24 protein-coding genes are annotated in these 25,278 nt (G+C 34.1%); 12 read left to right on the forward strand and 12 right to left on the reverse strand.

The window, feature by feature from the left end:
- Positions 1–41: 41 nt before the first annotated feature.
- Positions 42–1,625, reverse strand: coding sequence for an ArnT family glycosyltransferase (locus Dongsha4_RS01620; RefSeq protein ID WP_330204043.1), 1,584 nt, complete (start codon positions 1,623–1,625; stop codon positions 42–44).
- A gap of 86 nt (positions 1,626–1,711) precedes the next feature.
- Here Dongsha4_RS01620 and Dongsha4_RS01625 point away from each other — a divergent pair, with 86 nt between their 5' ends.
- Positions 1,712–2,848, forward strand: a complete 1,137-nt coding sequence (locus tag Dongsha4_RS01625) for an LptF/LptG family permease (RefSeq protein WP_330204044.1) — start codon at positions 1,712–1,714, stop codon at positions 2,846–2,848.
- Positions 2,849–3,303: 455 nt separating this feature from the next.
- Here the strand turns inward: Dongsha4_RS01625 and murI are convergent, their stop codons facing one another.
- The 7 genes from murI to Dongsha4_RS01660 all read right to left on the reverse strand — a co-directional run bounded on the left by murI (position 3,304) and on the right by Dongsha4_RS01660 (position 12,575).
- Entirely contained in the window at positions 3,304–4,182 is an 879-nt protein-coding gene (gene murI / locus Dongsha4_RS01630; RefSeq protein WP_330204045.1) for a glutamate racemase, read from the reverse strand.
- 216 nt (positions 4,183–4,398) lie between these two features.
- Positions 4,399–6,381 carry an N-acetylmuramoyl-L-alanine amidase gene (locus Dongsha4_RS01635; protein ID WP_330204046.1) on the reverse strand — a complete coding sequence of 661 codons (1,983 nt, stop codon included), beginning with the start codon at positions 6,379–6,381 and terminating at the stop codon, positions 4,399–4,401.
- A 325-nt stretch (positions 6,382–6,706) separates the two neighbouring features.
- Positions 6,707–7,336: a glutathione S-transferase family protein gene (locus tag Dongsha4_RS01640; protein ID WP_330204047.1), complete on the reverse strand. Its 630-nt coding sequence runs from the start codon at positions 7,334–7,336 to the stop codon at positions 6,707–6,709.
- A gap of 179 nt (positions 7,337–7,515) precedes the next feature.
- Positions 7,516–7,971: a hypothetical protein gene (locus Dongsha4_RS01645; RefSeq protein ID WP_330204048.1), complete on the reverse strand. Its 456-nt coding sequence runs from the start codon at positions 7,969–7,971 to the stop codon at positions 7,516–7,518.
- 113 nt (positions 7,972–8,084) lie between these two features.
- Positions 8,085–10,628: a putative bifunctional diguanylate cyclase/phosphodiesterase gene (locus Dongsha4_RS01650; RefSeq protein WP_330204049.1), complete on the reverse strand. Its 2,544-nt coding sequence runs from the start codon at positions 10,626–10,628 to the stop codon at positions 8,085–8,087.
- A gap of 218 nt (positions 10,629–10,846) precedes the next feature.
- Positions 10,847–11,596 carry a 4'-phosphopantetheinyl transferase family protein gene (locus tag Dongsha4_RS01655; protein WP_330204050.1) on the reverse strand — a complete coding sequence of 250 codons (750 nt, stop codon included), beginning with the start codon at positions 11,594–11,596 and terminating at the stop codon, positions 10,847–10,849.
- A 232-nt stretch (positions 11,597–11,828) separates the two neighbouring features.
- The gene (locus Dongsha4_RS01660) at positions 11,829–12,575 is read right to left on the reverse strand and encodes a HEAT repeat domain-containing protein (RefSeq protein ID WP_330204051.1); all 747 of its coding nucleotides are present in this window, start codon (positions 12,573–12,575) and stop codon (positions 11,829–11,831) included.
- Positions 12,576–12,583: 8 nt separating this feature from the next.
- Here Dongsha4_RS01660 and folK point away from each other — a divergent pair, with 8 nt between their 5' ends.
- From folK to Dongsha4_RS01700, 8 genes are all read left to right on the forward strand, one after another.
- Complete coding sequence (gene folK / locus Dongsha4_RS01665) at positions 12,584–13,162, forward strand: 2-amino-4-hydroxy-6-hydroxymethyldihydropteridine diphosphokinase (protein ID WP_330204052.1); 579 nt, start codon at positions 12,584–12,586, stop codon at positions 13,160–13,162.
- A gap of 387 nt (positions 13,163–13,549) precedes the next feature.
- Positions 13,550–14,383 (forward strand): photosystem II manganese-stabilizing polypeptide, encoded by an 834-nt coding sequence (locus tag Dongsha4_RS01670; protein ID WP_330204053.1) that lies wholly within the window; start codon positions 13,550–13,552, stop codon positions 14,381–14,383.
- 166 nt (positions 14,384–14,549) lie between these two features.
- The gene (gene accD / locus Dongsha4_RS01675) at positions 14,550–15,431 is read left to right on the forward strand and encodes an acetyl-CoA carboxylase, carboxyltransferase subunit beta (protein WP_330204054.1); all 882 of its coding nucleotides are present in this window, start codon (positions 14,550–14,552) and stop codon (positions 15,429–15,431) included.
- A 374-nt stretch (positions 15,432–15,805) separates the two neighbouring features.
- Positions 15,806–16,972 carry a glycoside hydrolase family 10 protein gene (locus Dongsha4_RS01680; protein WP_330204055.1) on the forward strand — a complete coding sequence of 389 codons (1,167 nt, stop codon included), beginning with the start codon at positions 15,806–15,808 and terminating at the stop codon, positions 16,970–16,972.
- An 86-nt stretch (positions 16,973–17,058) separates the two neighbouring features.
- Positions 17,059–18,132 (forward strand): class I SAM-dependent methyltransferase, encoded by a 1,074-nt coding sequence (locus Dongsha4_RS01685; protein ID WP_330204056.1) that lies wholly within the window; start codon positions 17,059–17,061, stop codon positions 18,130–18,132.
- 388 nt (positions 18,133–18,520) lie between these two features.
- Positions 18,521–18,778 (forward strand): chlororespiratory reduction protein 7, encoded by a 258-nt coding sequence (locus Dongsha4_RS01690; RefSeq protein ID WP_330204057.1) that lies wholly within the window; start codon positions 18,521–18,523, stop codon positions 18,776–18,778.
- An 11-nt stretch (positions 18,779–18,789) separates the two neighbouring features.
- Positions 18,790–19,239 carry a molybdenum cofactor biosynthesis protein MoaE gene (locus Dongsha4_RS01695; protein WP_330204058.1) on the forward strand — a complete coding sequence of 150 codons (450 nt, stop codon included), beginning with the start codon at positions 18,790–18,792 and terminating at the stop codon, positions 19,237–19,239.
- Positions 19,240–19,301: 62 nt separating this feature from the next.
- Entirely contained in the window at positions 19,302–20,102 is an 801-nt protein-coding gene (locus Dongsha4_RS01700; protein ID WP_330204059.1) for a YdcF family protein, read from the forward strand.
- Positions 20,103–20,255: 153 nt separating this feature from the next.
- On the opposite strand, the gene Dongsha4_RS01705 is transcribed toward Dongsha4_RS01700, so the two are convergent.
- Positions 20,256–21,266: a metallophosphoesterase gene (locus Dongsha4_RS01705; RefSeq protein ID WP_330204060.1), complete on the reverse strand. Its 1,011-nt coding sequence runs from the start codon at positions 21,264–21,266 to the stop codon at positions 20,256–20,258.
- Positions 21,267–21,306: 40 nt separating this feature from the next.
- Positions 21,307–21,699, reverse strand: coding sequence for an NINE protein (locus tag Dongsha4_RS01710; RefSeq protein ID WP_425590786.1), 393 nt, complete (start codon positions 21,697–21,699; stop codon positions 21,307–21,309).
- Positions 21,700–21,829: 130 nt separating this feature from the next.
- On the opposite strand from Dongsha4_RS01710, the gene Dongsha4_RS01715 reads away from it, so the two are divergent.
- The 3 genes from Dongsha4_RS01715 to Dongsha4_RS01725 all read left to right on the forward strand — a co-directional run bounded on the left by Dongsha4_RS01715 (position 21,830) and on the right by Dongsha4_RS01725 (position 23,254).
- The gene (locus Dongsha4_RS01715) at positions 21,830–22,144 is read left to right on the forward strand and encodes a DUF1825 family protein (RefSeq protein WP_015218827.1); all 315 of its coding nucleotides are present in this window, start codon (positions 21,830–21,832) and stop codon (positions 22,142–22,144) included.
- Between the two features lie 145 nt (positions 22,145–22,289).
- Entirely contained in the window at positions 22,290–22,619 is a 330-nt protein-coding gene (locus tag Dongsha4_RS01720; RefSeq protein WP_330204062.1) for a DUF760 domain-containing protein, read from the forward strand.
- 134 nt (positions 22,620–22,753) lie between these two features.
- Positions 22,754–23,254, forward strand: a complete 501-nt coding sequence (locus Dongsha4_RS01725; RefSeq protein WP_330204063.1) for a DUF427 domain-containing protein — start codon at positions 22,754–22,756, stop codon at positions 23,252–23,254.
- Between the two features lie 131 nt (positions 23,255–23,385).
- Here the strand turns inward: Dongsha4_RS01725 and rfbB are convergent, their stop codons facing one another.
- Together rfbB and Dongsha4_RS01735 are read right to left on the reverse strand one after the other, a co-directional pair.
- On the reverse strand, positions 23,386–24,450 hold the full coding sequence (gene rfbB / locus Dongsha4_RS01730; protein ID WP_330204064.1) for a dTDP-glucose 4,6-dehydratase: 1,065 nt from the start codon (positions 24,448–24,450) through the stop codon (positions 23,386–23,388).
- Positions 24,451–24,519: 69 nt separating this feature from the next.
- Positions 24,520–25,230 carry an MBL fold metallo-hydrolase gene (locus Dongsha4_RS01735; protein ID WP_330204065.1) on the reverse strand — a complete coding sequence of 237 codons (711 nt, stop codon included), beginning with the start codon at positions 25,228–25,230 and terminating at the stop codon, positions 24,520–24,522.
- Positions 25,231–25,278 lie beyond the last annotated feature (48 nt).

The following is a 25,278-nucleotide window of genomic DNA, read 5'->3' on the forward strand; positions in this document are numbered from 1 at the left end:
CCTAACCTCCAAGATTTTCCCCATTACTCTTTACTCTTTAATTATGGGAAAGAGATAAAATTTTTTCCAAGATAGATATTAAAAGTTTCCGTGATTTCTCCAGACCTTTTTAAGGATATTTGAGTTATTTTATTCCATTGGTTAAAAAATTGACTATATTTTGTTCCATTTTCTTGATTTTCCGCAAATCTTTCTGATGTAATATAAATACCGTTTTTGCCGATTAATTCTTTTTTTGTCGGATGCCAATAGTCAAAACCTCGACTATCATTACTAAAACAGGTTACAGGAGTATTGGTTAAAGGTGCGATCGCCATTCCAATATAACCACCTAAATAGTATTGATTGGTAAAGATAAAGTTTGCTTCTTTTAAGGCTTGATTAAATTGAGGAGAATCTGCCAATAATTTTCTTAATTGTACAATATCAATTAATTCTGTAGAAGGGTCATTTTGAGGGGAAATAATACCGTTGAAAAAAGTATTTTGATTCGGTTTTTGCAGTAATCCAATTTGAAAATGCAATAATCCAATAATAAAAATAGTAACAGTAAACAGAAAAGATAAATAAAACCAACGATAAATGAATTTACGCCTATATTTATACCATTTTGAGGTATAGTCGCCTAAAATCAAGGTTAATCCCCAAAAACCCGGCATAGACCATGTTGGTAATATTTGTGTTACCGCTCCTAAAACAGTAAAACCAACAGTTAAAGGTAAAGATACCCAGAGAATTAGTCGATAAGGATAGTGACAGGGTTTAATTAACTCTTGATAACTACTTTTTCCACTAACCCACCACAAAGGAAAACCAAAACTAGGAAATAGATAACCAATAGTAGCTAAGGCAGTAACTAGAATATTAAGCAGATTAATGGAGAAAGGAGTAGGGTTTTCTGACTGAAAGCGCCCAGATAGTTGAAAAGCAAAAGAGGCCCAATCGTGTTGCCAATTCCAATATATAAGGGGAAACAGGGTAAGTATAAAACAAATAATCCCCAATAATAGCCAACCTGAAGTAAAAACCCGTCTATAGGGGGAATTAAAAAGGCAAAACCCGATTAATCCTAAACCAAGAATAAAGCCGTGATATTTACTCAAACAAGCTAAACCAATACAAATGCAGATAATAACTAAACGAAAACTAGGTTGATATTTTTCTTGGGGAGAATGGAAAAAAAATTCTTCACTGGCATAGTATAAAGTAAGAGTCCAAAAAAAAATTAAGGGGACATCAGGTAAAGTTAAAACTCCGATCGCAACTGTGAAAATGGGAATTAAAGAGGCTATAATCAGGGAAAACAATGCACTTTGAAAACCAAATAACTTTTTTCCTGTTACATATAACAAATAAAAACTAACTGTAGAAATAATTAAAGTACCAATTCTAATGGTAAACTGATTGACTTCTCCTGTTAGCCACACTCCTATACCTGTGGTTAAAGCTACCAAAATCGGATGATCAAAATAACTCCAATCTAAATTTTTACTATAAAGAAAATAGTATGCTTCATCATATCCCGGAAATAAAAATAAAGCGATAATGATTCTGATAATTAATCCTAGTACCAGAATAAAAACAACTGGATAAGATGAAAAAAGTAGTTTTGTTAATTTGATCATTGATTCTAGTTATGAATCTCTAACTAAATAAAGTTAATATATAGGGTGAAAAATTCTTGGGTTATCAATTTATTATTTTAGGTTGAATGCGTCCTTTTAAATTCTCTATTTTAGATTCTTATTTATTTCAGGAGTTAATTCCTCCTTTTATTTTTAGTGTTGCTATTTTTTCCACATTAGGAGTTGCGATCGCAACTTTATCTGATTTAAGCTATAAAATAGTCAATGCAAACTTACCCTTTATTTATGCGTTACAAATTTTCTTTTTAAAGATACCTGAATATGTGGCTTACGCGCTACCCATTTCTGTATTGTTAACCACATTAATGACTTATAGTCGTCTGAGTAAAGATAGCGAATTAATTGCTTTTTATAACTGCGGTTTAAGTCTTTATAGATTGATAACACCAGCTTTAATTTTAAGTTTAATAGTGACAGGATTAACCTTTATTTTTAATGAATTAATTGTACCCAATGCTAATTATAAAGCAACAACAATTTTAGTAGAACAAATCAACGAACAAAGAAAATTTTTATTAAGACAAGATATTTTTTATCCAGAATATGTAAATGTAAAAGAAAAAAATGGGAAGAGTAATAAATACTTAAAAACTTTATTTTATGCCCAAGAATTTGATGGAGAAAATATGCAGTCTTTGACCATATTAGACACAGAAAAAAAAGGACTAAATAAAGTAATTATTTCTGAAAAAGGAACATGGAATAATCAGGATAAAGTGTGGGATTTGTTTAATGGATTTATCTATGACATCACCAAAAATCAGATAAAAGCTGAGGGTAAATTCTTTGAAAAAACTCAAATTTCTTTACCAAAAACCCCCCTAGAATTAGCGTCCAAAAGTAGAGATCCCTACGAAATGAATATCATTCAATCATTAGAATATATTAAACTATTAAGACTATTAGGAGATGATAAAACAGTATTAATGTTCCAAGTTCGCACTGCCCAAAAAATATCTTTTCCTTTTGTTTGTGTAATTTTTGGTTTAGTGGGTTCATCTTTAGGAAGTCGCCCGAATAATGCTAGTAAAGCAACCAGTTTTGGCTTATGTGTCGGGATAGTTTTCTTTTATTATTTAGGTAGTTTTATGATTAGTAGTTTGGGATTAATTGGGATTATTTCTCCTTTGATGGCGGCATGGATTCCCAATTTTATCGGCTTATTAATAGGAGGTTTTTTATTAGCAAAAGAAAATGGTTAAGGAATTAAGAATCGGTAAATATCATTAAAGAATATTTAACCTGAGTTTGATATAAAATTTTCGATTTTATCTTTTACTATTGAACAATTCCCTGTTGCCTGTTGCCCATCAGCTTATCTAACCAATACCTGAGTTCGGAGTTCGGGGTTCGGAGAGTTCGCTGCTCTCATGCACTCCCTTCGGTCGTGAACGGAGTTAAAAGTAATAATTATTGACAAAAAAGCTGAATAAATTGATTTTAAATGAGTTTTTCCTAAATTTAATAATTTTTTATTCCAAAATTGGCTCGATGATAACTCTCAACGCTTTATTTTTCGATACTTTTTTCATCGAACTCAGGTAACCAATAATTGACATAATGAGAAGTAAGAGAGCGAAGAGAGCCACAATTAATTAAAACCTGAAACCTCCCTAATCGACTCTTAATCTTCAATTCTCAATTTAATTTTTATGGATTAAGCGATTAAACTTTCTGCGTAAAGATGATGTTGATTTATCTCAATCTCTGTTGAATTGTGCAATTCTATTACTTTGCTTGAGGGTAAATGAATCTTCTCAACATGAGGGGTAAAACCTAACCACTGCTTGGATGTCATGGCAAAATCATCACTGTTACCACTAACACAAAAACGGGTAGGCAACAATAAACCATGATTACGCAAGTTCATCAGTTCTAGTTCTTTTTCTGCCGCTCTTACTACATAATCTGCAGGATCGATAAATCGTACTGAAGAGGGGAGAATTTCCGATAAAACCCCTTTAAGGTGAGGATAATGGGTGCATCCATAAATTAAAGTATCGATATTCGCTTCTATAAGAGGCTTGAGATACTGTTGAGCCACTTTTTTGGTGTAAGGATCATAAATACGATTTTGTTCAATGAGAGGCACAAATTCGGGACATCCTATTTGCCATACTTGTGTTTTGGGATCAATTTCTGCGATCGCATCTCTATAGGCATTACTTTTAGCTGTTGCCACCGTAGAGATAACGCCGACTCTTTTTCCCACCTTAACAGCACCTTTTGCTCCGGGGTGAATTAACCCCAGAATGGGAAAGTCATATTCAGACTGTACTGTTTCCAATGCTAAAGCAGAACTGGTGTTACAAGCCATTATCACCATTTTGACACCTTCAAACTGCATCCAATCGAGAATTTGACGCACAAATAAAATGATTTCTTCCTTACTACGAGTGCCATAGGGAAGACGTAAGGTATCAGCAAAATAGAGAATTGATTCTTGAGGTAAATAACGATAAAGTTTTCTGAGAACAGTTAAACCGCCCACTCCACTATCAAACACACCAATTCTATTACCCAAAGAATTTTTCATATAACGTTCAATATTGCAATCAAAATTATCTTAATTTAAGCAAAACTACTCAGAAAAGTAAATAGAAATTAGTAATTAGTCATCAAAGGGGAAAAAAGGGTAAAGGGCAAAGGTAAATAGTTGATAATTAATAACTCCTAACTCCTAATCCCTAACTCCTCTTCCCCCAATACCTTAAGTCCCACTCCTCTGATTACTCACACACTTCACTAACACTTAGAGGCGATTAGTTTTAATATACTCAATAATTCCTGCTGCGATCGCTTCTGCTATTTGTCTTTGAAAAGCAGGATTAGTTAACTTCGCCGCATCTTCTCTACCAGTCACAAAACCAGTTTCTACCAACACCGCAGGCATATTAGAAGTTCTCAAAACATAAAACCTTGCTTGTCGGACTTTACGATCATTTACATCAACTCTTCGCAAAACATTACGATGAATAGTATCCGCCAAAGCCTTACCATTTTGAAAATAATAGGTTTCATAACCACTGACTTGAGGCTTATTTGCTCCGGCAGAATTAGCATGAATACTCACAAATAAATCAGCATTGATTCGGTTTGCCATTTCCGTACGCCCTTGAAGACTGACAAAATAGTCACTATCCCTTGTCATTCGTACTTGTATGCCTTGCTGTTCTAAGATACGAGCCAGTTGTTGAGAAATACTTAAAACAATATGCTTTTCCTGTATTCCCCCAATTCCGATCGCACCGGGGTCTTTCCCACCATGACCCGGATCAATCATAACGACCACTCTACCATTAGTAACAGGTCGATTAGGTAAGGGAGCAGAATTGGTAACAGGTAGAACAGGGCGGGAGTTGTCCCTCGGAGTGTAATCAAAAGGACTTATACTATTAGGAGCAGGAGTAACGGGAATGTTGGTGACAGCTTGGGAATTATTACTAGAAGAAGTTGGACGATTAAGAGTAACAGGGGTAGAGGATGAACGACTAACATACCCACTTAAAGGCAATGTCACCACTCGTTCATTTAATTGACTAGGGCTATTAATTCTCGTTCCTAAAGCAGGTTCAATTAAAAGAACAACAGTTTTATCATCAGGTTGCCAAATACGTAAACGAGAAATGGGGCTTCCTGAAGGCAGAGTGGGGGATTTAAAACTAGGGGCTAAATCGGTGTTTTCCATCCGTAACTGATAAACCTGATTTGCCGTTGCCCAACTTCCCTTCGCTTGAATACGTTGATTTCCTCTAACCACTAATTGGTTATTATTAACTTCGATCGCTTCGATGAGAGTTTTTTGAGAATTATTGATACTACCACGAGCAGGAGAAACATTAGATTGTGCCACAACAGACTTACTATTATTAGATAAGTCCATCACCCGACTAATTCCCCCCTGAGGCCACAACACAAAGCCTCCCATGCGACTAAAACTCCCCTGCCAGTCTGGACTATCAGGATGAACATTCAAGGTTAATAAAGCAGAATTGCGTCTTTGAGTAATTTCTATATTTTCTACACCATATTGATTTACTGCCCAAGATTTAAGAAAATTAGCAGGAATGTTGATATTACTAATTTCAAAATTAATTTTTTTCCTGTCTCGACTGCGATCGACTTTTATTTGATTACGATGATCACCGTCAATACCCACAATTAAGCCACTAGAAGTAACTTGTATCTCATTACCTCCACTAGCAGTATTGTTGTTGCCACTATTATTGTCATTACTGTTATTAGCACTAAGACTACGGGTATTGCTAGAACTATTAGAATTACTAGAAGAATTATAGGGGTCAGAAGGAGTAGAAGGAGAAGAAGAAGGAGCTGGAAAATTACCCCGTTGCGGTTGAGGTAAATCCACAGACCATTGAGTGGGAGATAAGCCTTTAATTTTTATCTGTTGGGGATCTAAAATATATCCGGGAGCTAATTCAATAACTAACCGAGTGGTACGAGAATCAAACTGACCAATTCTTAAACTGGTAATCAGACCGCCATAAGTTTCATTAATAGTTGGTCTTCCCAAAGTAGTTCCGGGTAAATCAATTACCAAGCGAGTAGGATTAGCAATTAACTGAGCTGTAGGTTGCACCCCTTGGTCTGTAGTAAAAAGTAATCTATTTTGATTTGTTTCATAGCGCCAAAATAACAATCTACCCGCATAAGCAGGGGTTGTTACCAACAAAAAAGTTAGACAACTTAATATAAAAGCATAAAATTTAATCATAGTAATTCTCCGCTATAAATCTTAAATCCCCTTCATAGTAATGTTAATTTTTTATAAACATATTATTACTTAATGACAGAGACGTGAAAAAATTGTTTCTTAGGTGAAAAGTCGAAAGTTTTTAGTAATTAGTTTTTTAATAGCCTCGGTTGAACACGAGAATATAAAATAAGGGCAGGTTTGGAGTTAAATACTCTTGAATTCATGATTAACCAATCCAAGAATTGAAGATAATAAAATCAATTCCTGACAGTTTTTCATAAAAATTTGTCGATTTTAACTCCATTTATGACCGAAGGCGAACTCTTATAACCCCTAACTCAGATTATCTATTACCGATTGTTTTAGTGAAAGCAGGACGTTGAGAGATAGTGTCAATATAATTGCTAATAGCAGGATAATCCCCCAAGTTTAATTTCAATAAAATTTGAGTATAAGCTAACATGGAACCCACTGCGATGTCGGCAACGGTTAATTTGTCTCCTAAGAGAAAAGAATGGGATTGTAAGATTTTTTCTAAAGGAGGGAGTAATTTAGATATTTCCCTTTCTCGATTTGCTTCAATAAATAAACCTGTAGAGAGGGTTGAATTAGCAAATAAAATCCATTGATTAAAAATACTTCTTGTTTCTAAAGAGTCAATTTCTTGACCATATTTTTCTGCCAAGTATAACAATATCGCTCCCGATTCCCACAGAATAAAGTCTCCATCTATAATTACAGGAACTTTTCCCATGGGGTTTAGTTTCAAAAATTCTGGAGATAAATGTTCTTTATTTGCCATATCGAGGAGAATAAACTCATAATCTACTCCTATTTCCTCAAGATACCATTGAATAATAGAAGCACGACTACGACTTCCTCCATAAAGTTTTATTTTCCTATCCATTACTATTTCTTGCTGATTATTATTTACTGTTAATGTTTCCGTCGTTGTAAAAGTATTTTTCCTCATTTCTGCTGATAAATACTCTCTATTATGACGTTTTGAATGGGAATTTTGAAAAACATTCTCTGCTTTTACACATATAGCAGAAAAAAACAGAAACAATTAAGGCAAGAATCAAAAATAACTTTTATGCCAAGACATTGTTTCACTACTCACACCATGAATCAATTTATAAAGTTAATACTTTAAAGTCTTTTGTGAGTATTAGGGTGCTGTTTTACATTATCATCATCGGAAACAATATTGGTGTTATTTAGCATTCTTTTTCTTTCTGTAGAATAGTTGAAGTCAGTTTTACAATCACCTAAGTTAATTAATTCCTTTGCACTGGGCTTGGTTTGGTAGGTGCGGGTAGCGGCAAATGTGCGGTTGATAAAGTCTTCGCAAAATAAACTTTCTGAAGGGAATAGACTTGGTTTAATCAGTTTATCTTCTTCGATAATTTCCCCAATAGTAAGTGCGATCGCTTTTTCGTAGGAGGTAGGAATGCCTTTGAATAAGGCTTCTAGGGCGGCTGAGGGGATAGGCTCAATTATTTTGACTTCTTTGGTTTCTCCTTCTTCTCTGAGAAAGTAAGTGGCTAATCCGAAAACGCAATAATCTTGAGTGGCAATTCCTTGAGTTATTACTTGATTTGTCATTGTTAATTTTGATAGATGTTTTTTTTATCTTAATACCTGAATTAAGGGTTATTATAATTTGACGTTACAGAAAGTATAGAATCAATTGTTTATTTGCTTAGGTGATATGGGGTTTAGATTTGATTCATTATCCAAAGAGCAAAATCTTCTTGACTTAATGGTTTAGAAAATAAATATCCCTGTCCATAATTACAGTTTAGTTTTTGTAAAATTTCCAGTTGCTTTTCTGTTTCTATTCCTTCACAAACAACTTTTAATTCTAGGTTATGACAAAGGGTAATTATTCCTTGTAAAAATTTAATATTTTTAGGATGAGTATTTAGGGGTTTAACAAAGGCTTTATCTATTTTTATTTGATGTAAAGGAAAATTCCTCAATCTAGCTAAAGAAGAATAACCAGTACCAAAATCATCGATCGCAATTTTAACTCCTAGTTTTTTGATTTCTGATAAAATTTTCGTAACATTTTGAATTTGATGAGCAATGATTGATTCTGTTATTTCTATGCGTAAATTATGAGGTGAAATTTGGGTTTTGTTTAAAACATCTTGGATTTGTTGTAAGATATTTCCCTGCTCAAATTGTTGCTCACTAACATTGACATTTATACAAACATTTTCGGGAATTAAATTAGCTTCTTGCCATTGTTTTAATTGATTACAAGCCTTATTTAAAACTAATTTACCAAGGCTAATCATTAGTCCACTTTGTTCAGCAATGGGCAGAAATTTATTAGGATTTAAAAACCCTAATTCTGGATGTTCCCAACGAACTAAAGATTCAATGCTAGTTATTTTACCTGTTTTTAAGTCTATAATAGGTTGGTAGTAAATAATTAAATTATCTTTTTCAATAGATTTTCTTAGCTCATTCTGTAATTTTAAACGCCTGATAAAATCATCATACATTTCTCTACCAAAAACTTGATAATCTCCTTTGCCTTTATTTTTTACCTGATACATGGCAATATCGGCATCTCTGAATAAATCCTCTGCACGAAGATAAGGAGAATTGGTAGTTTGATTATGACTTAAAACAATACCGATACTGCAACTGGTGCAAAATTCTTGATTATGGATATAGAAGGGTAAACTTATTTCTGCTTGAATTTTTTCCGCAACTGCGATCGCATCTTCGACTTTATTGATAGAATCAAGAAGAATCGCAAATTCATCTCCCCCTAACCTTGCCACCATATGGGAAGAAGATAAACAACGGCGTAAATTATAGGCAATATCAATGAGAAATTTATCTCCTGCTAAATGTCCAAGACTATCATTAATAGTTTTAAAATTATCTAAGTCAACCAATAGTAAAGCAAATAGCTGATGAGGAGTATTCTTAGCTTCCTGTAACAAATTTTCTAAGGTTGCCATGAAATAAGCCCTGTTAGGTAATTTAGTTAGGAAATCGGTGTTTGCCGCTTCAATTAACTTAGTTTCCATAAAACGACGTTTAGTAACATCCTGAAAAATAGTCACGAAAGATTGTTTTTCCCTTTCTCCAATAATGGTAGTTGTTATTTCTAGCCACTTAACTTGCCCTTTTTTCGTGATAATGCGTTTTTCAAGGGAAGCGGGATTAAGATTAGTAGAAAAGCAAATTTCTCGCAAATATTCTTGGGTAGATACCGTATCTTCAGGGTGAATGAAAAAATAACCTGATTGTTGTCTTAATTCATTTTCTGAGTAATCTAATAATGTACACAAGGTATTATTGACTATTTCTAATCTGTAATCAATATCGTGGATAGCAATGCCTACGGCTACTTGGTTAAAAATGCCATTTAATAAGTCTTCTCGTTGCTTAATTTTTCCTGTCATTTCCTGTAAGGCTTTACTCAATACCATTCTTTCATCTCGAAACAGGGAAAACATGAAATTAGTTTCTGAAATATCTATATCTGGTTGATAATTTCCTTCTCCCACAGCTTGAGCGTATTTTTGCAATTTTCCTAAGCGGGTAGTTAAAAAATGGGATAATCCGATAATGGAACAGAAAAAAATGGGATAGGATATAACAAAAAAAGATAAAAATCTCTCACGAATATCATTTTGTATCTCATTGATTTCCTCTGTTTGCATATCCGCACCTATTCCCGCAATTATTTGTCCTGATGAATCTCTGATGGGTGCATAATAAGTTATCCAACTCCCCCATTTATCTTTGTAAAAATGTCTGTAAACTGTAGCCCCTTCTGCAAGAGTTTGTAAATGATATGATGTGGCGGGGGCAGATTCTAAAAAATTAACGCTTTTTTGAGGATTTTTCCCTCTCCATACATCTACTAAATAAATTATTTCGGTTTTATCAGTAGGGGATAATTGAGAGATATTGGGGTGGGTAAAAGTAAATAAAAAAATATTGGGGTGTAACTGGTTTATCTGTTCCATCCATTGTAGTTGACTTTTGTAGCGTGGATCGTCTGAACTACCTTCTTCATTGGCTTTGCCTTCTTGAAATAATTGCTTTAACTCTTTTGTATCAATCTGTTGAGAAGATGCGATCGCAACTTGTCTTAAATTATTTTTTAATCGTTCCAAACTTCTTTTTGTGTTACTTCTACAAGACCATTCATAAAGAATTAGAAAAAAAAGGGTGAAAATAATGGTATAGCTGATTAATATTTTTGTCCGCAGACTAATAAATTTTTTCATAAAGTTATGGACGAAATAGAAGCAATTTAAGCATTATAAAAATAAAGAGCAAGTTGACTACTGATGCAATCATTTAGAAATGAGTTTTTCAATAACAATATTAATTTAACTTAAATAAACGAATACCCTCCTGTAAATAAGTATTTTATTTAACAAATAATTCTTTTTATTTTCTTTTCCTGAAAATTAATTCCACTTTCTTTCACTTACTAGATGATTTACAGGTTGCTAAGATTAAGAATTAACTGCTCAAGTGTTTCTGGTAATAATTCTAAGCAATAATAGTTACACTTGTGTTGTGTTTCAACTGCGATCGCACCTAAAAAATTATCATCCACAGAAAAATTATTGATTTGCCAGTTAGAGTGAGATTTATTGCAGAAATTAATAGTATCTAATCCGCCAGATAAACCTTCTCCTATAGCTTTTAAATAGGCTTCTTTTTTTGTCCAAAATTGGTAAAAAGTTTTAACTTGTTCTTCTCTTTTTAAATGCTGTAAATATTGATATTCTTCTTGTACAAAAAACCTTTTTGCTATTCCTAATAAATTATCATTATCTTCTATTTTCTCTAAATCAACCCCTAAATTAAATAGAGAGAAACCATAAATTATGTATGTTTTACTATGAGATAAATTAAAATATAAATCTATATTATTTATGCTAAAATCTAATATAGGCTTACCTTTATCGTTATAAAAAAAGAGTATATCATCTGGTTTTATTAATAAATAATTTGCCAAAATAACTCTTAAAATACCTTTATTTACTAAGTAGTTATTACATCTTTCTTGAAATTTAAAAGACTGAGCTTTATCTAGTTCATCATCAGATAAAATACCTTGAAAAAAAGGCATAAAATCTAAAAAATAATTAGTATTACCATAAAAAAGGTGAACATCATAAGGAAGCAAAAAAAAGGGTAATGTAGAAATTTTTTGCCAAGATTGTAAGTCCCAGAAAGTCATAAAAGTATCAAAACTCTAAGCGAATTCGGGTATTATAAACAAACTAAAATTCCTATATTACTTGAATTCAGAGTTAAAATAAACCGATATTGATGAAAGAGATAAATAAATTGATTTTTTTTTTTAATTCTTTGATTCACTAAGTAAATGCTCAGAAAATCTTTACCGTTAAACCTGCTACCCGATACCTTAATACCCACTGGTTAGCAGATATTTTTATCTCGAACTGAGGTTATATTATCCCCTCTAATTCTAACTCCTCAATCATTTGTAAACCACGAGGATCACCCAATTTTAGTAAAGCCATCTTCGCATCTTCCTTAACCCCTAAATCCTTATCCTCTACTAATGCCTCAATTAAAGCATCGATCGCAGTGGCATAAACAACATTGTAAGGCAACTCACGACACAATTGTCCAATAGTCCAACCGCAATTACTACGAACCGCCGGAACTTCATCTTGTCTCAAGGCTTTAATTAACACTGGCAGGGCAGTAATGGCATCCTCATAATTCAACTTAGCAATATTTGCCAAACTACTAGCCGCCCATAAACGAACCGCACTAATATCCGTTTTAAGGGCATTTAATAAAGGTTCAAAAGCTCGCTCGTCGCCATTATTACCCAAAGCCCAAACAATACCTTTACGCACATAGCCATTCCAATCATTCTTGAGAGTATTAATTAAAGGAACAACAGCACTTTCATCGGTATTTCTTCCAAGGGCATAAGCAGAACTAACCCGAATTAAAGGACAATTATTATTCAAAAATTCGATTAAAATAGGAATCGCTCTGGGTTCGCTAATTTCGCAAAAAGCCCGAACAGCTTGGATTTGCTCCTGTTTATTATCACTGCGAATCAACTGTAACATTAATTCTGGATCAGGAGCAGGAGAAGACTCAACCTCAATGTCGTCCAATGGATCGAGGTCGGAATCAAAATCAATAGCGGTTTGCTTTAAACTTAGATCATTCATATAAATTAATGATACATGATCAGCCCCAAGAGGTTAATAGCTTAGTATCAATTATGACGAAAAATTACCAAGAAATAAGTACTTCATCAGAATACCAAAATGCGTTCCCCAATGAAACCCTCTCAGCAATTGCCTTGGGGAGTAACTTAGGGGATAGTCAGCAAATCTTAAATGAAGCCATTTTCACCCTCAAAGAAACAGAAAAAATACAATTAATTAATCATTCCCATTGGTATCAAACCAAGCCCGTAGGACCTCCCCAACCAGACTACTTAAATGGCTGTGCCATTATCAATACAACCCTTAGCCCTCATCACTTGCTCAACACTTTGCTCGAAATAGAAAAAAAATTTGGTAGAGAAAGAAAAGAAAGATGGGGGGCACGCACCCTAGACTTAGATTTAATCTTTTATGGAAACCTAACGTTAAACACTCCCACCCTAGAAATTCCTCATCCGAGAATGAGAGAAAGAACCTTTGTCCTTGAACCTCTTGCAGAAATAGCTCCCCATTGGATTGATCCTGTAACGGGTTTAAGAGTATCTGAATTGCTAATCAACATTTCAGAAAATAAGACGTTAAGTTAGAGGCTTAGGGTGTCACGAGAATAAGGGGAAGGGGAGACACAGAGGAGTTCGCCCTTTTGCCCATTACTCTTTTAACTTTGCCCCTTACTTTTTCTGCAATTGTGAATAGTTAAGAGAAATTTAATATTAATTTTTGTAACAAAATATTAATTAAATGTGACTGGATGAATAACCAGAAAAAACTAAAATAAATCGCAGAAGAATAGGGATTATAAGGTTAAATAACTTAAGTAAAGAAGAATAATTCCGATAAAAATTGTTAATAAAGACTCTTAATTTGATAAAGTAGATCACGATAAATCTAACTATACTTATTCTTTAGCCAAAGAGACTAAGTACTCATTAAGATTAAAAATTTAAAGAAGATTGACAAAGAGAGGTTTAACTATGAGATTTCGTAGCCTGTTAGTGGCTTTCCTCATCGTCTGCTTAGGTTTTTTGAATGCTTGTAGCGACAATGTAGCCAAAGCATACGATCCTAATACAATTACTTATGATGAAATTTTAAATACTGGATTAGCAAATAAATGCCCCGAAATTTCCGAGTTTACTCGTGGTAGCATTGCTATTTCTCCTGATGAACCTTTAACTATTGTGGATATGTGCTTAGAACCACAAGAGTATTTTGTAAAAGAAGAACCTGTTAACAAAAGACAAGAAGCTAAATTTGTTCAAGGTAAGCTCTTAACCAGAGATACTACCAGCTTAGAGCAAATCAGAGGTACATTAAGTGTTGATCAAGAAGGGGTTTTAACCTTAACTGAATTAGACGGAATCGACTTCCAAATCGCTACAGTTTTATTACCCGGAGGCGAACAAGTACCTTTCTTCTTCACCATCAAAAAAATGGTTGCTACTACTGAACCCGGCTTCAGTGCGGTTAATACTTCTGCTGACTTTAGTGGTGAGTTTAAAGTGCCTTCCTATCGTGGTGCTTCTTTCTTAGATCCTAAAGGACGTGGTTTAAGTACCGGTTATGATAATGCTGTTGCTTTACCTGCTGGTGCGGACAAAGAAGATTATCTTCGCAGTAATTTAAAACAGTATGAAACCAGAAATGGTGAAATTTCTTTACAAATCACTAAGGTTGATGGTGACACTGGGGAAATCTCTGGAGTATTTGAAAGCGAACAACCTTCCTCTACTGATTTAGGTGCGGAAGAACCTGAAGAAGTTAAAATTCGTGGTGTTTTCTATGCTCGTTTAGAACCCCAAATCTAAGGTTATTAGTTCAGAGTTCGGAGTTCGGAGTTCGGGGTTAAAATCAAAATGAGGAAGCATATAAACTCATAAAAGAAAAGATAAAATAAATTCCTTATTGATTTCTTCAAAAAAATTCTGACTCCTGAATTCCTATAAATTCTACATTCTAAATTCTATTCATATAATGTCTTTATTTGATTGGTTTGATAATTTGCGCAAGTCTGAACCAGAGATAAAACCTCAGCAAGAGAGAGAAATTGCCGATGGTTTATGGACAAAATGTCCTAAGTGTGGAGTTTTATCTTATACAAAAGATTTACAGGCTAATAATATGGTTTGCTTGGAGTGTGAACACCATATGCCTGTTTATAGTGATGAAAGAATTAGTCAGTTAATTGACCACGATACATGGCAACCTTTAAATCATCATATCAATCCCACAGATCCGCTCAATTTTCATGACCGTAAGGCTTACAGCGATCGCCTCTTGGAATTAAAAACAAAAACTTCTCTTACCGATGCAGTACAAACTGGTGCTGGTTTAATTGATGGTTTACCCATTGCGTTAGGGGTTATGGATTTTCGTTTCATGGGGGGAAGTATGGGGTCTGTGGTGGGAGAAAGATTGACCCGTTTGATCGAGTATGCTACTACTAACATGATGCCAGTGGTGATTATTTGTGCTTCTGGTGGCGCAAGAATGCAAGAGGGAATGTTAAGTTTAATGCAGATGGCGAAAATTTCAGGGGCGTTGCAAAGACATCAAGAAAAAAAACTTCTCTACATTCCTGTTTTAACTCATCCTACTACTGGGGGAGTAACTGCTAGTTTTGCGATGTTGGGAGATTTAATTTTAGCTGAACCTAATGCAACTATTGGTTTTGCGGGAAGAAGGGTAATTGAACAAACTTTGAGAGAAAAATTGCCCGATGGTTTCCAAACTTCAGAGTATTTATTACAACATGGTTTTGTTGATGCGATCGTATCTCGTACTCAATTAAAGAAAACTCTTGCTCATTTGATTAGTTTACATCAACCGTTTTATCCCATAGGAATGAAAAATTAAGAGGGAGTATATGCCCTGCAAATGTGAATGAAGTTGGAGAATTTGGTTAAAGGGAAAGTAATATAAAGTGGAAATATATTGAAAAAATAAACTCCTATGATTCAAATAGCCTTATCAGACTTGCCCGAAACTATCCAAAACTTAGTTAAACAAGCTCGAATAACAAAGGAAAACCCTTAGCAGTTATTCAACCTATTAAAGAGAAAAAAAGGGCAACCTTTGGGGTGATGAAACATAGAGGAAAATATTAGATGATATAGTTGAACCTACATCTAACCTCGTTACTTGGGATGCTTTATCGTGAAACTTTATAATTTGATACTTGCCACTGTTGATCAAAATCTTAATAATGCAACTTATTTACAAACTCTAAGATGAAATATTTAAAATTAATCTCTTTGTTTCTAGCTACAGTTTTGATTTTTTATAGTTGGAGTAAATGGAGTTATAGTCAACCTATAGTTGACAATCAAGGTGAAATCAGGGGGGTTTGGTTAACAAATATTGACAGTGAGATTCTTTTTTCTTCTCAAAATACAAAAGATGCGATCGCATCTCTCAAGGAACTAAATTTTAATAGTCTTTATCCTACCGTTTGGAATTGGGGTTATACTCTTTATCCCAGTCAAGTTGCAGAAAAAATTATCGGCAGTAAAATTGATCCCCACGAAGGTTTGCAAAATAGAGATGTTTTAGCTGAAATTATTACAAAAGCTCATCAGGGTAATATAAGGGTTATTCCTTGGTTTGAATTTGGTTTTATGGCTCCCGCCGATTCTGTTTTAGCCACGTCTCATCCTCAATGGTTAACCAGAAGAAAAGATGATAGTGAAATTTGGATGGAAGGCAAAACCCATGAAAGAGTTTGGTTAAATCCTCTTCATCCCCAAGTACAAGAATTTATCACGGATTTAGTCTTAGAAATAGTTACTAATTACGATATTGATGGGATTCAATTTGATGATCATTTTGGCTACCCATCAGAGTTTGGTTATGATAGCTATACAGTTGGATTATATCGTAGAGAACACCAAGGTAAATTACCCCCTTTAGACTATCTTGACCCCGAATGGATTGAGTGGCGATCGCACAAAATTACTGAATATATGGAAATCCTATTCCATAAAATAAAAGCAGTCAAGCAGAATGTAATAGTTTCCGTCTCTCCTAATCCTCAAGAGTTTTCCAAAGAAATGTTTTTACTAGATTGGGCAAAATGGGAAAGAAAAGGCTTTATTGAAGAATTGATAGTACAAATTTATCGAGATAACATGGAGGCTTTTAACCGAGAATTGTCCCAAAAAGACTTACAATTAGCCAAAGATCATATTCCAACTGCGATCGGTATCTTAACAGGATTGAAAGGAAGACCAGTTAATCTCGACTTAATTGAAGCACAAATTAGCACCACCAGAGAACAAAATTTTGCCGGAGTCTCTTTCTTTTTCTATGAAAGTCTTTGGAATATTGCCTCCGAAACTCCTCAAGAAAGGCAACAATTCTGGACGAAAATCTTTAGTGAAAAGATATTTACTAATTGAACGTTAACTCGACACCGACTAAGATCAATAAACCTTTACAATAATTAACAATACACATTTGAATCAATGAATCATCAACCGCAATTATGCAATCCATTTTTAATCTCGAACAATTTATTAACTACGAATTACTAAAAAACATTTACGAAGGTTGGCAAAAAATAAAAGCAGGGTTAAGTTTAGCCCACAAAAATTTTAGCACCGAAGTTCGTCAAAGAATATTTCCTTATCAACTACCCCTAGAAAAAGTTTCATCAGAAACATGGACAGTTTTACAGGCTAGACTAGACCAAATTATTGAAGAAGATTGGCAGGATGCAAAAGAAGGAGTTTATCCCCTTAACCTTCTATTTGATGCGGATTGGGGAAAATTTTTACAAGCATATATCGCTCTTTGGTTCGATTATCCTCAGACATGGCAAAGAATCAAAAATAATAACTTTCAAGACTTACCCTCTAATATTGACTCCAATAAATATCCTCAATACTATCGTCGCAATTTTCATTATCAAACTGATGGCTATTTGAGTGAACATTCTGCTGACATCTATGATTTACAAGTTGATATTCTTTTTAACGGTGTTACTGATGCCATGCGTCGCCGTATTCTCAAACCCTTAAAACAAGGCTTAAATACTTTAAATTCTAGTAGCAATCCGAAAATATTAGATGTTGCCTGTGGAACTGGTAGAACGTTAAAATTTATTCGGGCGACTTTCCCCCATGCCAGTTTATACGGGATAGATTTATCAGCCCCATACTTACGCAAAGCAAATGAATTATTATCCCAACTTCCTCAAGAATTACCCCAATTAGTGGAGGGTAACGGGGAAGAATTACCTTATCAAGATAACTATTTTCAAGGTGTCACCAGTGTCTTTCTTTTTCATGAGTTACCCAATCCAGTCAGACAAAAGGTAATTAATGAATGCTACCGTGTTTTACAAACAGGAGGAATCTGTATTTTTGCCGATTCGATGCAATTATCTGATTCCCCCGAATTAGAAACGATGATGACTAATTTTCCTATTGCTTTTCATGAACCTTTTTACAATGACTATATTCAGGATGATTTAAAATCTCGTTTGAATGTAGCCGGTTTTAGAAATATTCGGGAAGAAGTTCACGGTTTTAGTAAATATTGGATTGCGACAAAATAATCGATTCAAGTTATGAGCTAAGACTAAGATTCAATACTAATGTATTAATATTAAATAAGCTGGGGTATTGGGGAGAAACGAGTTAGGAGTTAGGAGTTAGGGGTATTGTGTTAGGGGATTAGAAGAAACTAATTCTTAAAGTGCCGAAGTTACTTACTAATTACTAATGGTTTATTACCTTTGCCCCTTGCCCTTTTAACTTTGCCCTTTTAACTTTGCCCCTTGCCCTTTTAACTTTCTGCCTACCCTCCTGACACCATTTTTTATTAATCAACCTCTTTTTAATCAATCCCTATATTATCTCGAACCGAAATGCTACCGACTTTTTCGAGTAAGATGTGAAAATAATAAAGTAAAAGTTAAATATTAATTAAGGATATACCTCATAATGGTTGACTCGATTATGTATCAAGAGGATGGTTATGTTGTGTTAGAAACTAATCAACCTGAACAATTATTAACAGAGATGGAATTATTGCAAAAATTAGAACAAGTTATCGAAAGTTGCCAAGATATACCTTCAGACATCGATAGTATTGACTCTCTTTCGGAAAAAGCAAAGTATCTTTTAGAAAACTATTGCGAATTTAACATTGATGATGATAACTCCTTACAATGGTATGTGGTGCGCTGGGAAAAAAGATAGATATAACAATCATGAGTTATTTTACTGATTTTAAAATTACTTTTGCCCCTCTGTGTTTAACTGAAGTTTATCAATTAGCTGATAATCCTGCCAATGGTGCGATCGCACTTATGAGTGGTACAGTCCGTTGTCAAACAGAAGGAAAAAAGGTAGAATACTTAGAATATCAGGCTTATGAACCGATGGCGGTAACAATATTTAAGCAGATAGGAGCAAATTTAGTTAACCAGTATCCCCAAATCAATAGTATTATCATTCATCATCGTATTGGTAAGTTAGTCATAGGAGATATTAGTGTTTTAGTCGCCGTAGGATGCCCTCATCGTCAGGAGGCTTTTAAGGCTTGTCAATATGCCATTGATACTCTCAAACATAATGCACCTATTTGGAAAAAAGAACATTTTGCCGATGGTGCCAGTAGTTGGGTAAGTATTGGGATGTGTGAAGCAGTGAGTAAGTAATATCGATTAACTAAACACTTTACAATAAGGTTTTGAAGAAGAATAGTCAAATCAAAATTGCTATGGATTTTCTTTTTTTATCAAAATTATTACCTCTTTTTTTCTATCCTCTGGGATTTGCCTGTTTTTCTTTGTTAATTGCCCTAGTTTTGTGGTGGAAATTTCCCCGTTTTTTACCCATTCCGATTATCTTGGCTCTGTTAGTTTTATTTCTGTCGAGTAATTTTTTTGTTAGTAATTTACTGGTTAAATCCCTTGAATGGCAATATTTAGCCTCTCCTAGCTCCATTGATAACGCACAAGCCCTAGTTGTATTAGGTGGCGGAATCAAACCTCTAATTTACCCTCGCCCAATGATTGATTTAGCAGAACAGGGCGATCGCGTCATTTATGCCTCTCAACTTTACAAAATGAAAAAATCACCCTTAATTCTGGTTTCGGGGGGAAGAATACCGTGGAAAGGCTTAGAGAGCGAAAATTCAGAAGCCTCTGATATGACTAAATTATTGGTGTTACTTGGTGTTCCAGAATCAGCAATTATCAAAGAAGGGAAATCTTTAAATACTTATGAAAATGCCGTTAATACCCGTTTAATCTTAGAAGAAAAAGGCATTAAACAAATTATATTGGTTACGTCCGCATTACATATGCCACGATCAGTGAAAATTTTTCAAAAACAAGGTTTTGATGTTATACCTGCCCCCACAGATTTTCTTGTAACCGAACAAGATTTTATCAAAGATGACAGTTGGCAAAATATAATTATTAATCTTTTTCCCAGTTCTACATATTTGTACAATACTAACCTAGCTTTAAAAGAATATTTAGGAATTATTATTTATAAGCTCAAAGGATGGATTTAGTTAACCTCAGTTTTGGTTAAGAATATTTATTGTATAAGGTTAGGTGTCAGGTTTCAGGTTGCGGGTTTCAGATGTTTTGATATTGGGGTGTTAGGGTTTTCCCCTTGCCTTTTGCCCCATCACTTAGAGATGAAAATTTATTGCGAACTCAGGTTAATTACCTTTCACAGAGTGTAATGTAAAAATAGTAATCTCTGGACGACAGTTAAAGCGAATATAAGGGTAAGCCATCCCAACACCCCGATTAGTATATAGTAGCAAATCGCTAAATCGATATAATCCTTCAGGAAATCTTTGTCCATAAGGAGGAAGAAAAGGAGGTTTTCTAAAAGGAATTTTTACTTGCCCACCGTGAGAATGTCCAGATAACTGTAATTGAAAACGATGAGTTTTCCATGCCGAAACCGCAAAATCTGGTTCATGAACCAATAAAATATTTGCACCCCTATCAGGTATTTGTGTTAACACACTATCTAAATCATCTTTACCATATAAAACATCGTCAACACCGATAATATTAAGATAACTACTGTTATTTTCAATGGTATAAACTCTATTTCTTAAGGTAATAATATCGCTATCTTTTAGACCTTCTCTAACTAACTTACGACTTGTGGCATAGTCATGATTTCCCAATATGGCAAAACTCTTGTAATGGGGTTTAAGTTTGCTTAAACTGTTAATTAAAGTTATTTTATCATCATCAAAATATCTTCTTCGGGGAGTATCTTGAACAGGAAAACCCACCTTATTTAAAACTCTTTTAATCAAGCTAGGATGTTCTTCTGCATAGGGAATTTTAGGAATAATTCTTTCTTCTAATCTATCTAATCTAGTAGAATAGCTACCTGATTGAGAAAAAAAATCTCCCGTTAAAACGATTATATCGGGCTGTTGTTCATTAATTAAATTAACTATATTGGTTAATCTTTCTTCCGTCATCCATTGGTTAATATGAATGTCACTAACTTGTAAAATTCTCCACCCCTCAAAATTTTCCTCTAAATTAGGCAGGGTTATGTCAAGGTTTTTAATTTGAATCCATTGAGGTTCTATTTGATAAATATAAGTAATTAAAGCGATAGAAGAAAGTATAAATATAGTTGAGACAATAATTAACCAACGAAAAAAACCAAAAATAAAAAACCTCAATCTCTTAATCATAATAAAACTTGGTTTCACCAAAAATATTGCTATCTTTAATTTAAGCAATTAATTTACGGCGTTTTTGCTCAAACTCATTTTCGGAAATCAACCCATCTTGACGTAATTTTTCTAATTCTCTAATAGCTTGTGCCACTTCCGTAATTTGTTTTGCATCTATTGAATTATTCTCATTTAAAGGTAACTCAGGATTAAAGCGAGAATGAAAATAATTTAAGTCTTGTGCTAAGTATAGAACAGCATCGATCGCACAAGCAATTCTAGCCATAGGACTTTCCCAACTAAGGATAAAGTAAATTAAACCCCATAATGGTTGTCCAAGATAAAGTTTATGTAGTCCCACTAAAGGAGTGACAGTACCAATCAAAGCTAAAATAACAGAAAAAATTTTCTTCTTAGGTTGTTGATAAAAATTAAAAAGCTGAGAAACCATAATTTTTTGGTTACGGAAATCCGTATGTTTCAAAACAATATCGATAATTCTATAATTAGAATATACGAAACTTTTATAAAAATTTGTAGAAAAACAAACATCTATATTTTACTGAGATAAAGAGGTTAACATGGGATTTTTTGATTCTGAGGTCGTTCAACAAGAGGCAAAGCAACTTTTTGAGGATTACCAATCACTGATGAAATTGGGCGGTGAGTTCGGAAAATTTGACAGGGAAGGAAAGAAAATTTTTATTGAAAAAATGGAAAATATGATGGAACGTTATCGTATTTTTATGAAACGTTTTGAACTCTCTGAAGATTTTATGGCAAAAATGACCGTTGAACAATTAAAAACTCAGTTAAGTCAATTTGGCACTACTCCCGATCAAATGTTTCAACAAATGCACATGACTTTAGAAAGAATGAAACAAGAAATTAAATAAACTTCAACTTTTAATCAAGAATTTTCAGGAAAAACCTATCCTTTAAGTTCGGTTTAACCTAACCATGAACAATAATCTAATTGGTAAATTGTAAATATTAAATCTTTATAAAAAAACATATAGATTATTTTTAGGAGTAAAAACAGTGAACTATCAAAGTAATGGCAATAAATTTTTTCAAACAGGAGAAGGAGACAATAATTTTTTAGAATATATTCAATCTCTGACTCCCGAAACCATCGCTCAATTATCTAAACCTCAATCATCAGAAGTCTTCCAAGTTATGGAACGTAACATTGTAGGAATGTTAGGCAGTTTACCACCTGAACATTTTGGAGTGATGGTAAGTACCAGCAGGGAAAATTTAGGCAAACTTCTCGCCTCGGCAATGATGAGTGGTTATTTTTTGCGTAATGCAGAGCAGAGAATGAATTTTGAGAAGGCTTTTATGGCAGGAGAATCCCATGATGAGTAATCATCGAAATGAAGGGCTAGAGGTTTGTAAATTGTACTACAGTCTTTGATTTACAAGTATTTTAACTGTTGTTTATCCCCTGTTGTCTGGCTTTATGACATCACTTTTTCATCAACCCCTAATTAATTTGATATATGTTTAATAAAGTCCAAAAAATTGAACCAAAAGAAGGGCAAGAATCTGTGTGGGATTATCCTCGTCCCCCTCGTTTAGAAGCATTCTCAGGTAGAATAGAAATTATTTTAAATGGGGTTAAAATCGCCGATACCACTTCTAGTTATCGTGTTTTAGAAACTTCCCATCCACCTGTTTATTATTTACCTCCTCAAGATATACAATTACAGTATCTAATTCCCCGTGAGGGACAATCTTTTTGTGAATGGAAAGGAATTGCGAAATATTATGATGTTTGTGTCGATGATAAATTAATTTATAAAGCCGCTTGGTACTATCCTAATCCTACTCCAGAGTTTGATGCGATCGCACATTATGTTGCCTTTTATGCAGGATTAATGTCTGAGTGTTACGTTAACGGAGAATTAGTAACTCCCCAACCCGGAGGATTCTATGGTGGTTGGATTACCTCTAATATTGTCGGTCCTTTTAAGGGCGTTGCTGGTAGTTGGGGATGGTAGGTTTGGAGTTTTAGGGGGAAATAGGGGATTAGGGTATTGGGATGTTGCGAGAAGTTAATTAAACACTTTTGCCCTCTCCCCTAAATAAGGGGGATTTGCCTTTTGCCTTCTGCCTTGTGCATCGTTACCCCTTACCCATAAACTTGAGCATAATACTTTTGATAATCTTCAGATAAAAGAGGTTGCCACCATTGAGGATTGTCAACATACCACTGTAAAGTTGTTCTTAAACCTGACTCAAGAGTCGCTTGGGGTTTCCAGCCTAATTCTCTTTGAATTTTACTGCTATCTATAGCATAGCGTCGATCGTGTCCCGGTCTATCTTTGACAAAAGTAATTAATTGTTGCGAGGGTTTCACAGGTAAACTGGGGGCGATTTCATCCATGATTTGACAGATGATATTAACTAAGTCTATATTTTTAACCTCGTTATTACCGCCAATGTTGTAAGTTTCTCCTGCTACTCCGTAATTAATGGCAGTATCTAAAGCACTACAATGATCCCCTACATACAACCAATCTCTGATATTTTGTCCATCTCCATAAACGGGTAAGGGTTTACCCAGAAGAATATTAATACACATTAGAGGAATTAATTTTTCAGGAAAATGAAATGCTCCGTAATTATTAGAACAGTTCGTAATAATTGTTGGTAGCTTATAAGTATGATAGTATGCTCTTGCTAAATGATCACTTCCTGCTTTTGAGGCAGAATAAGGGCTATTCGGTGCATAGGGGGTATTTTCTGTAAAAGCGGGGTCTTCAGGGTTAAGACTTCCATAAACTTCATCTGTCGATACATGAAGAAAGCGATAATCCGAAGATTGATTCTGTTTTAGCCAATGGATGCGGAAGGTTTCTAAGAGGGTGAATGTACCGATAACATTGGTGTTTATGAAGGTTTCAGGGCTGTAAATTGATCTATCTACATGGGATTCTGCCGCAAAATGGGCAACTGTATTAATACTGTAGTCTTCTAAAATCTTTTCGACTAGAGTGCGATCGCATATATTACCATGAACAAAAGTAAAACGAGGACTATCTTTTAAAGAACTAAGATTATTAAGATTTCCTGCATAGGTTAAGGCATCAAGGACAATGATATTATCTTCTGAGTGTTTTTCGTGCCAATAGTTAACAAAATTAGAGCCAATAAAACCAGCCCCCCCAGTGACTAAAAGATTTCTTTTCCCCATAGTTTTTTTATCAATAACATATATCAAATTTTAACCCTGAACTACTAACTCTGCTTTCCCTTCTTCCCATTAGCGATTGTCTGACACAAGATAGTTTTTATTTGATTCCATTAATTTTTGATAACCTTTATTCATAAAGCCTTGACCTCTTAAATAACCAGTGTTTGCCCCCGGACAAATATATTCTAAAGTCTTTTCAGAGAAGCGATCGCACAATTTTTGAACACTACGTAATTGTCTTAACCAGTGGAAAGTTTTTTTCAATTTGAGAGCGGAAATTTTATCATTGCCAACAGGTAATAAATGACGACCAGAAAATAAAACTCCTCCATAATTACCATAATATAAACAAGCAGAAGCGGGGCTATAACCACAAGTCCATAAACCAAAACAGTCATCATAAAGACGGTATTCTTCAGAGAATGTAATAGGACTTAAATTAGGTAATAAATAAGCCTCTTGTTCTTGAATAATTAACTCGCAATGAAGTTCTTTTTTTATATGGCTAATATGTTTACTAATACCATCACGATTAGTCACAAATAAATATTTAACACCATTAGACAGACAAAAATCTTTATTTTCTTCAGACCAAAAAGGACAATCGACTAAAATGTTACCTAGAGGGTGAATTAAAAGATAGGATGTTCCCCCTAAAGTATCACGATTGGGGGCAAAGGCAAAAATATTTTCTAAAATTAATTTAGGATATTTAGCACGGGAGGGGACTTTCGTTTTTTCTTGATTAACTTTTTCTGTAAAATTGAGATCAGAGTCCATTATTAAAACAGTAATTATTTTTTCAGCTTGACTTAGTCTTGAGGAAAT

Origin of the sequence: Cyanobacterium sp. Dongsha4 (genome assembly GCF_036345015.1) — a bacterium.
Classification (GTDB): domain Bacteria; phylum Cyanobacteriota; class Cyanobacteriia; order Cyanobacteriales; family Cyanobacteriaceae; genus PCC-10605.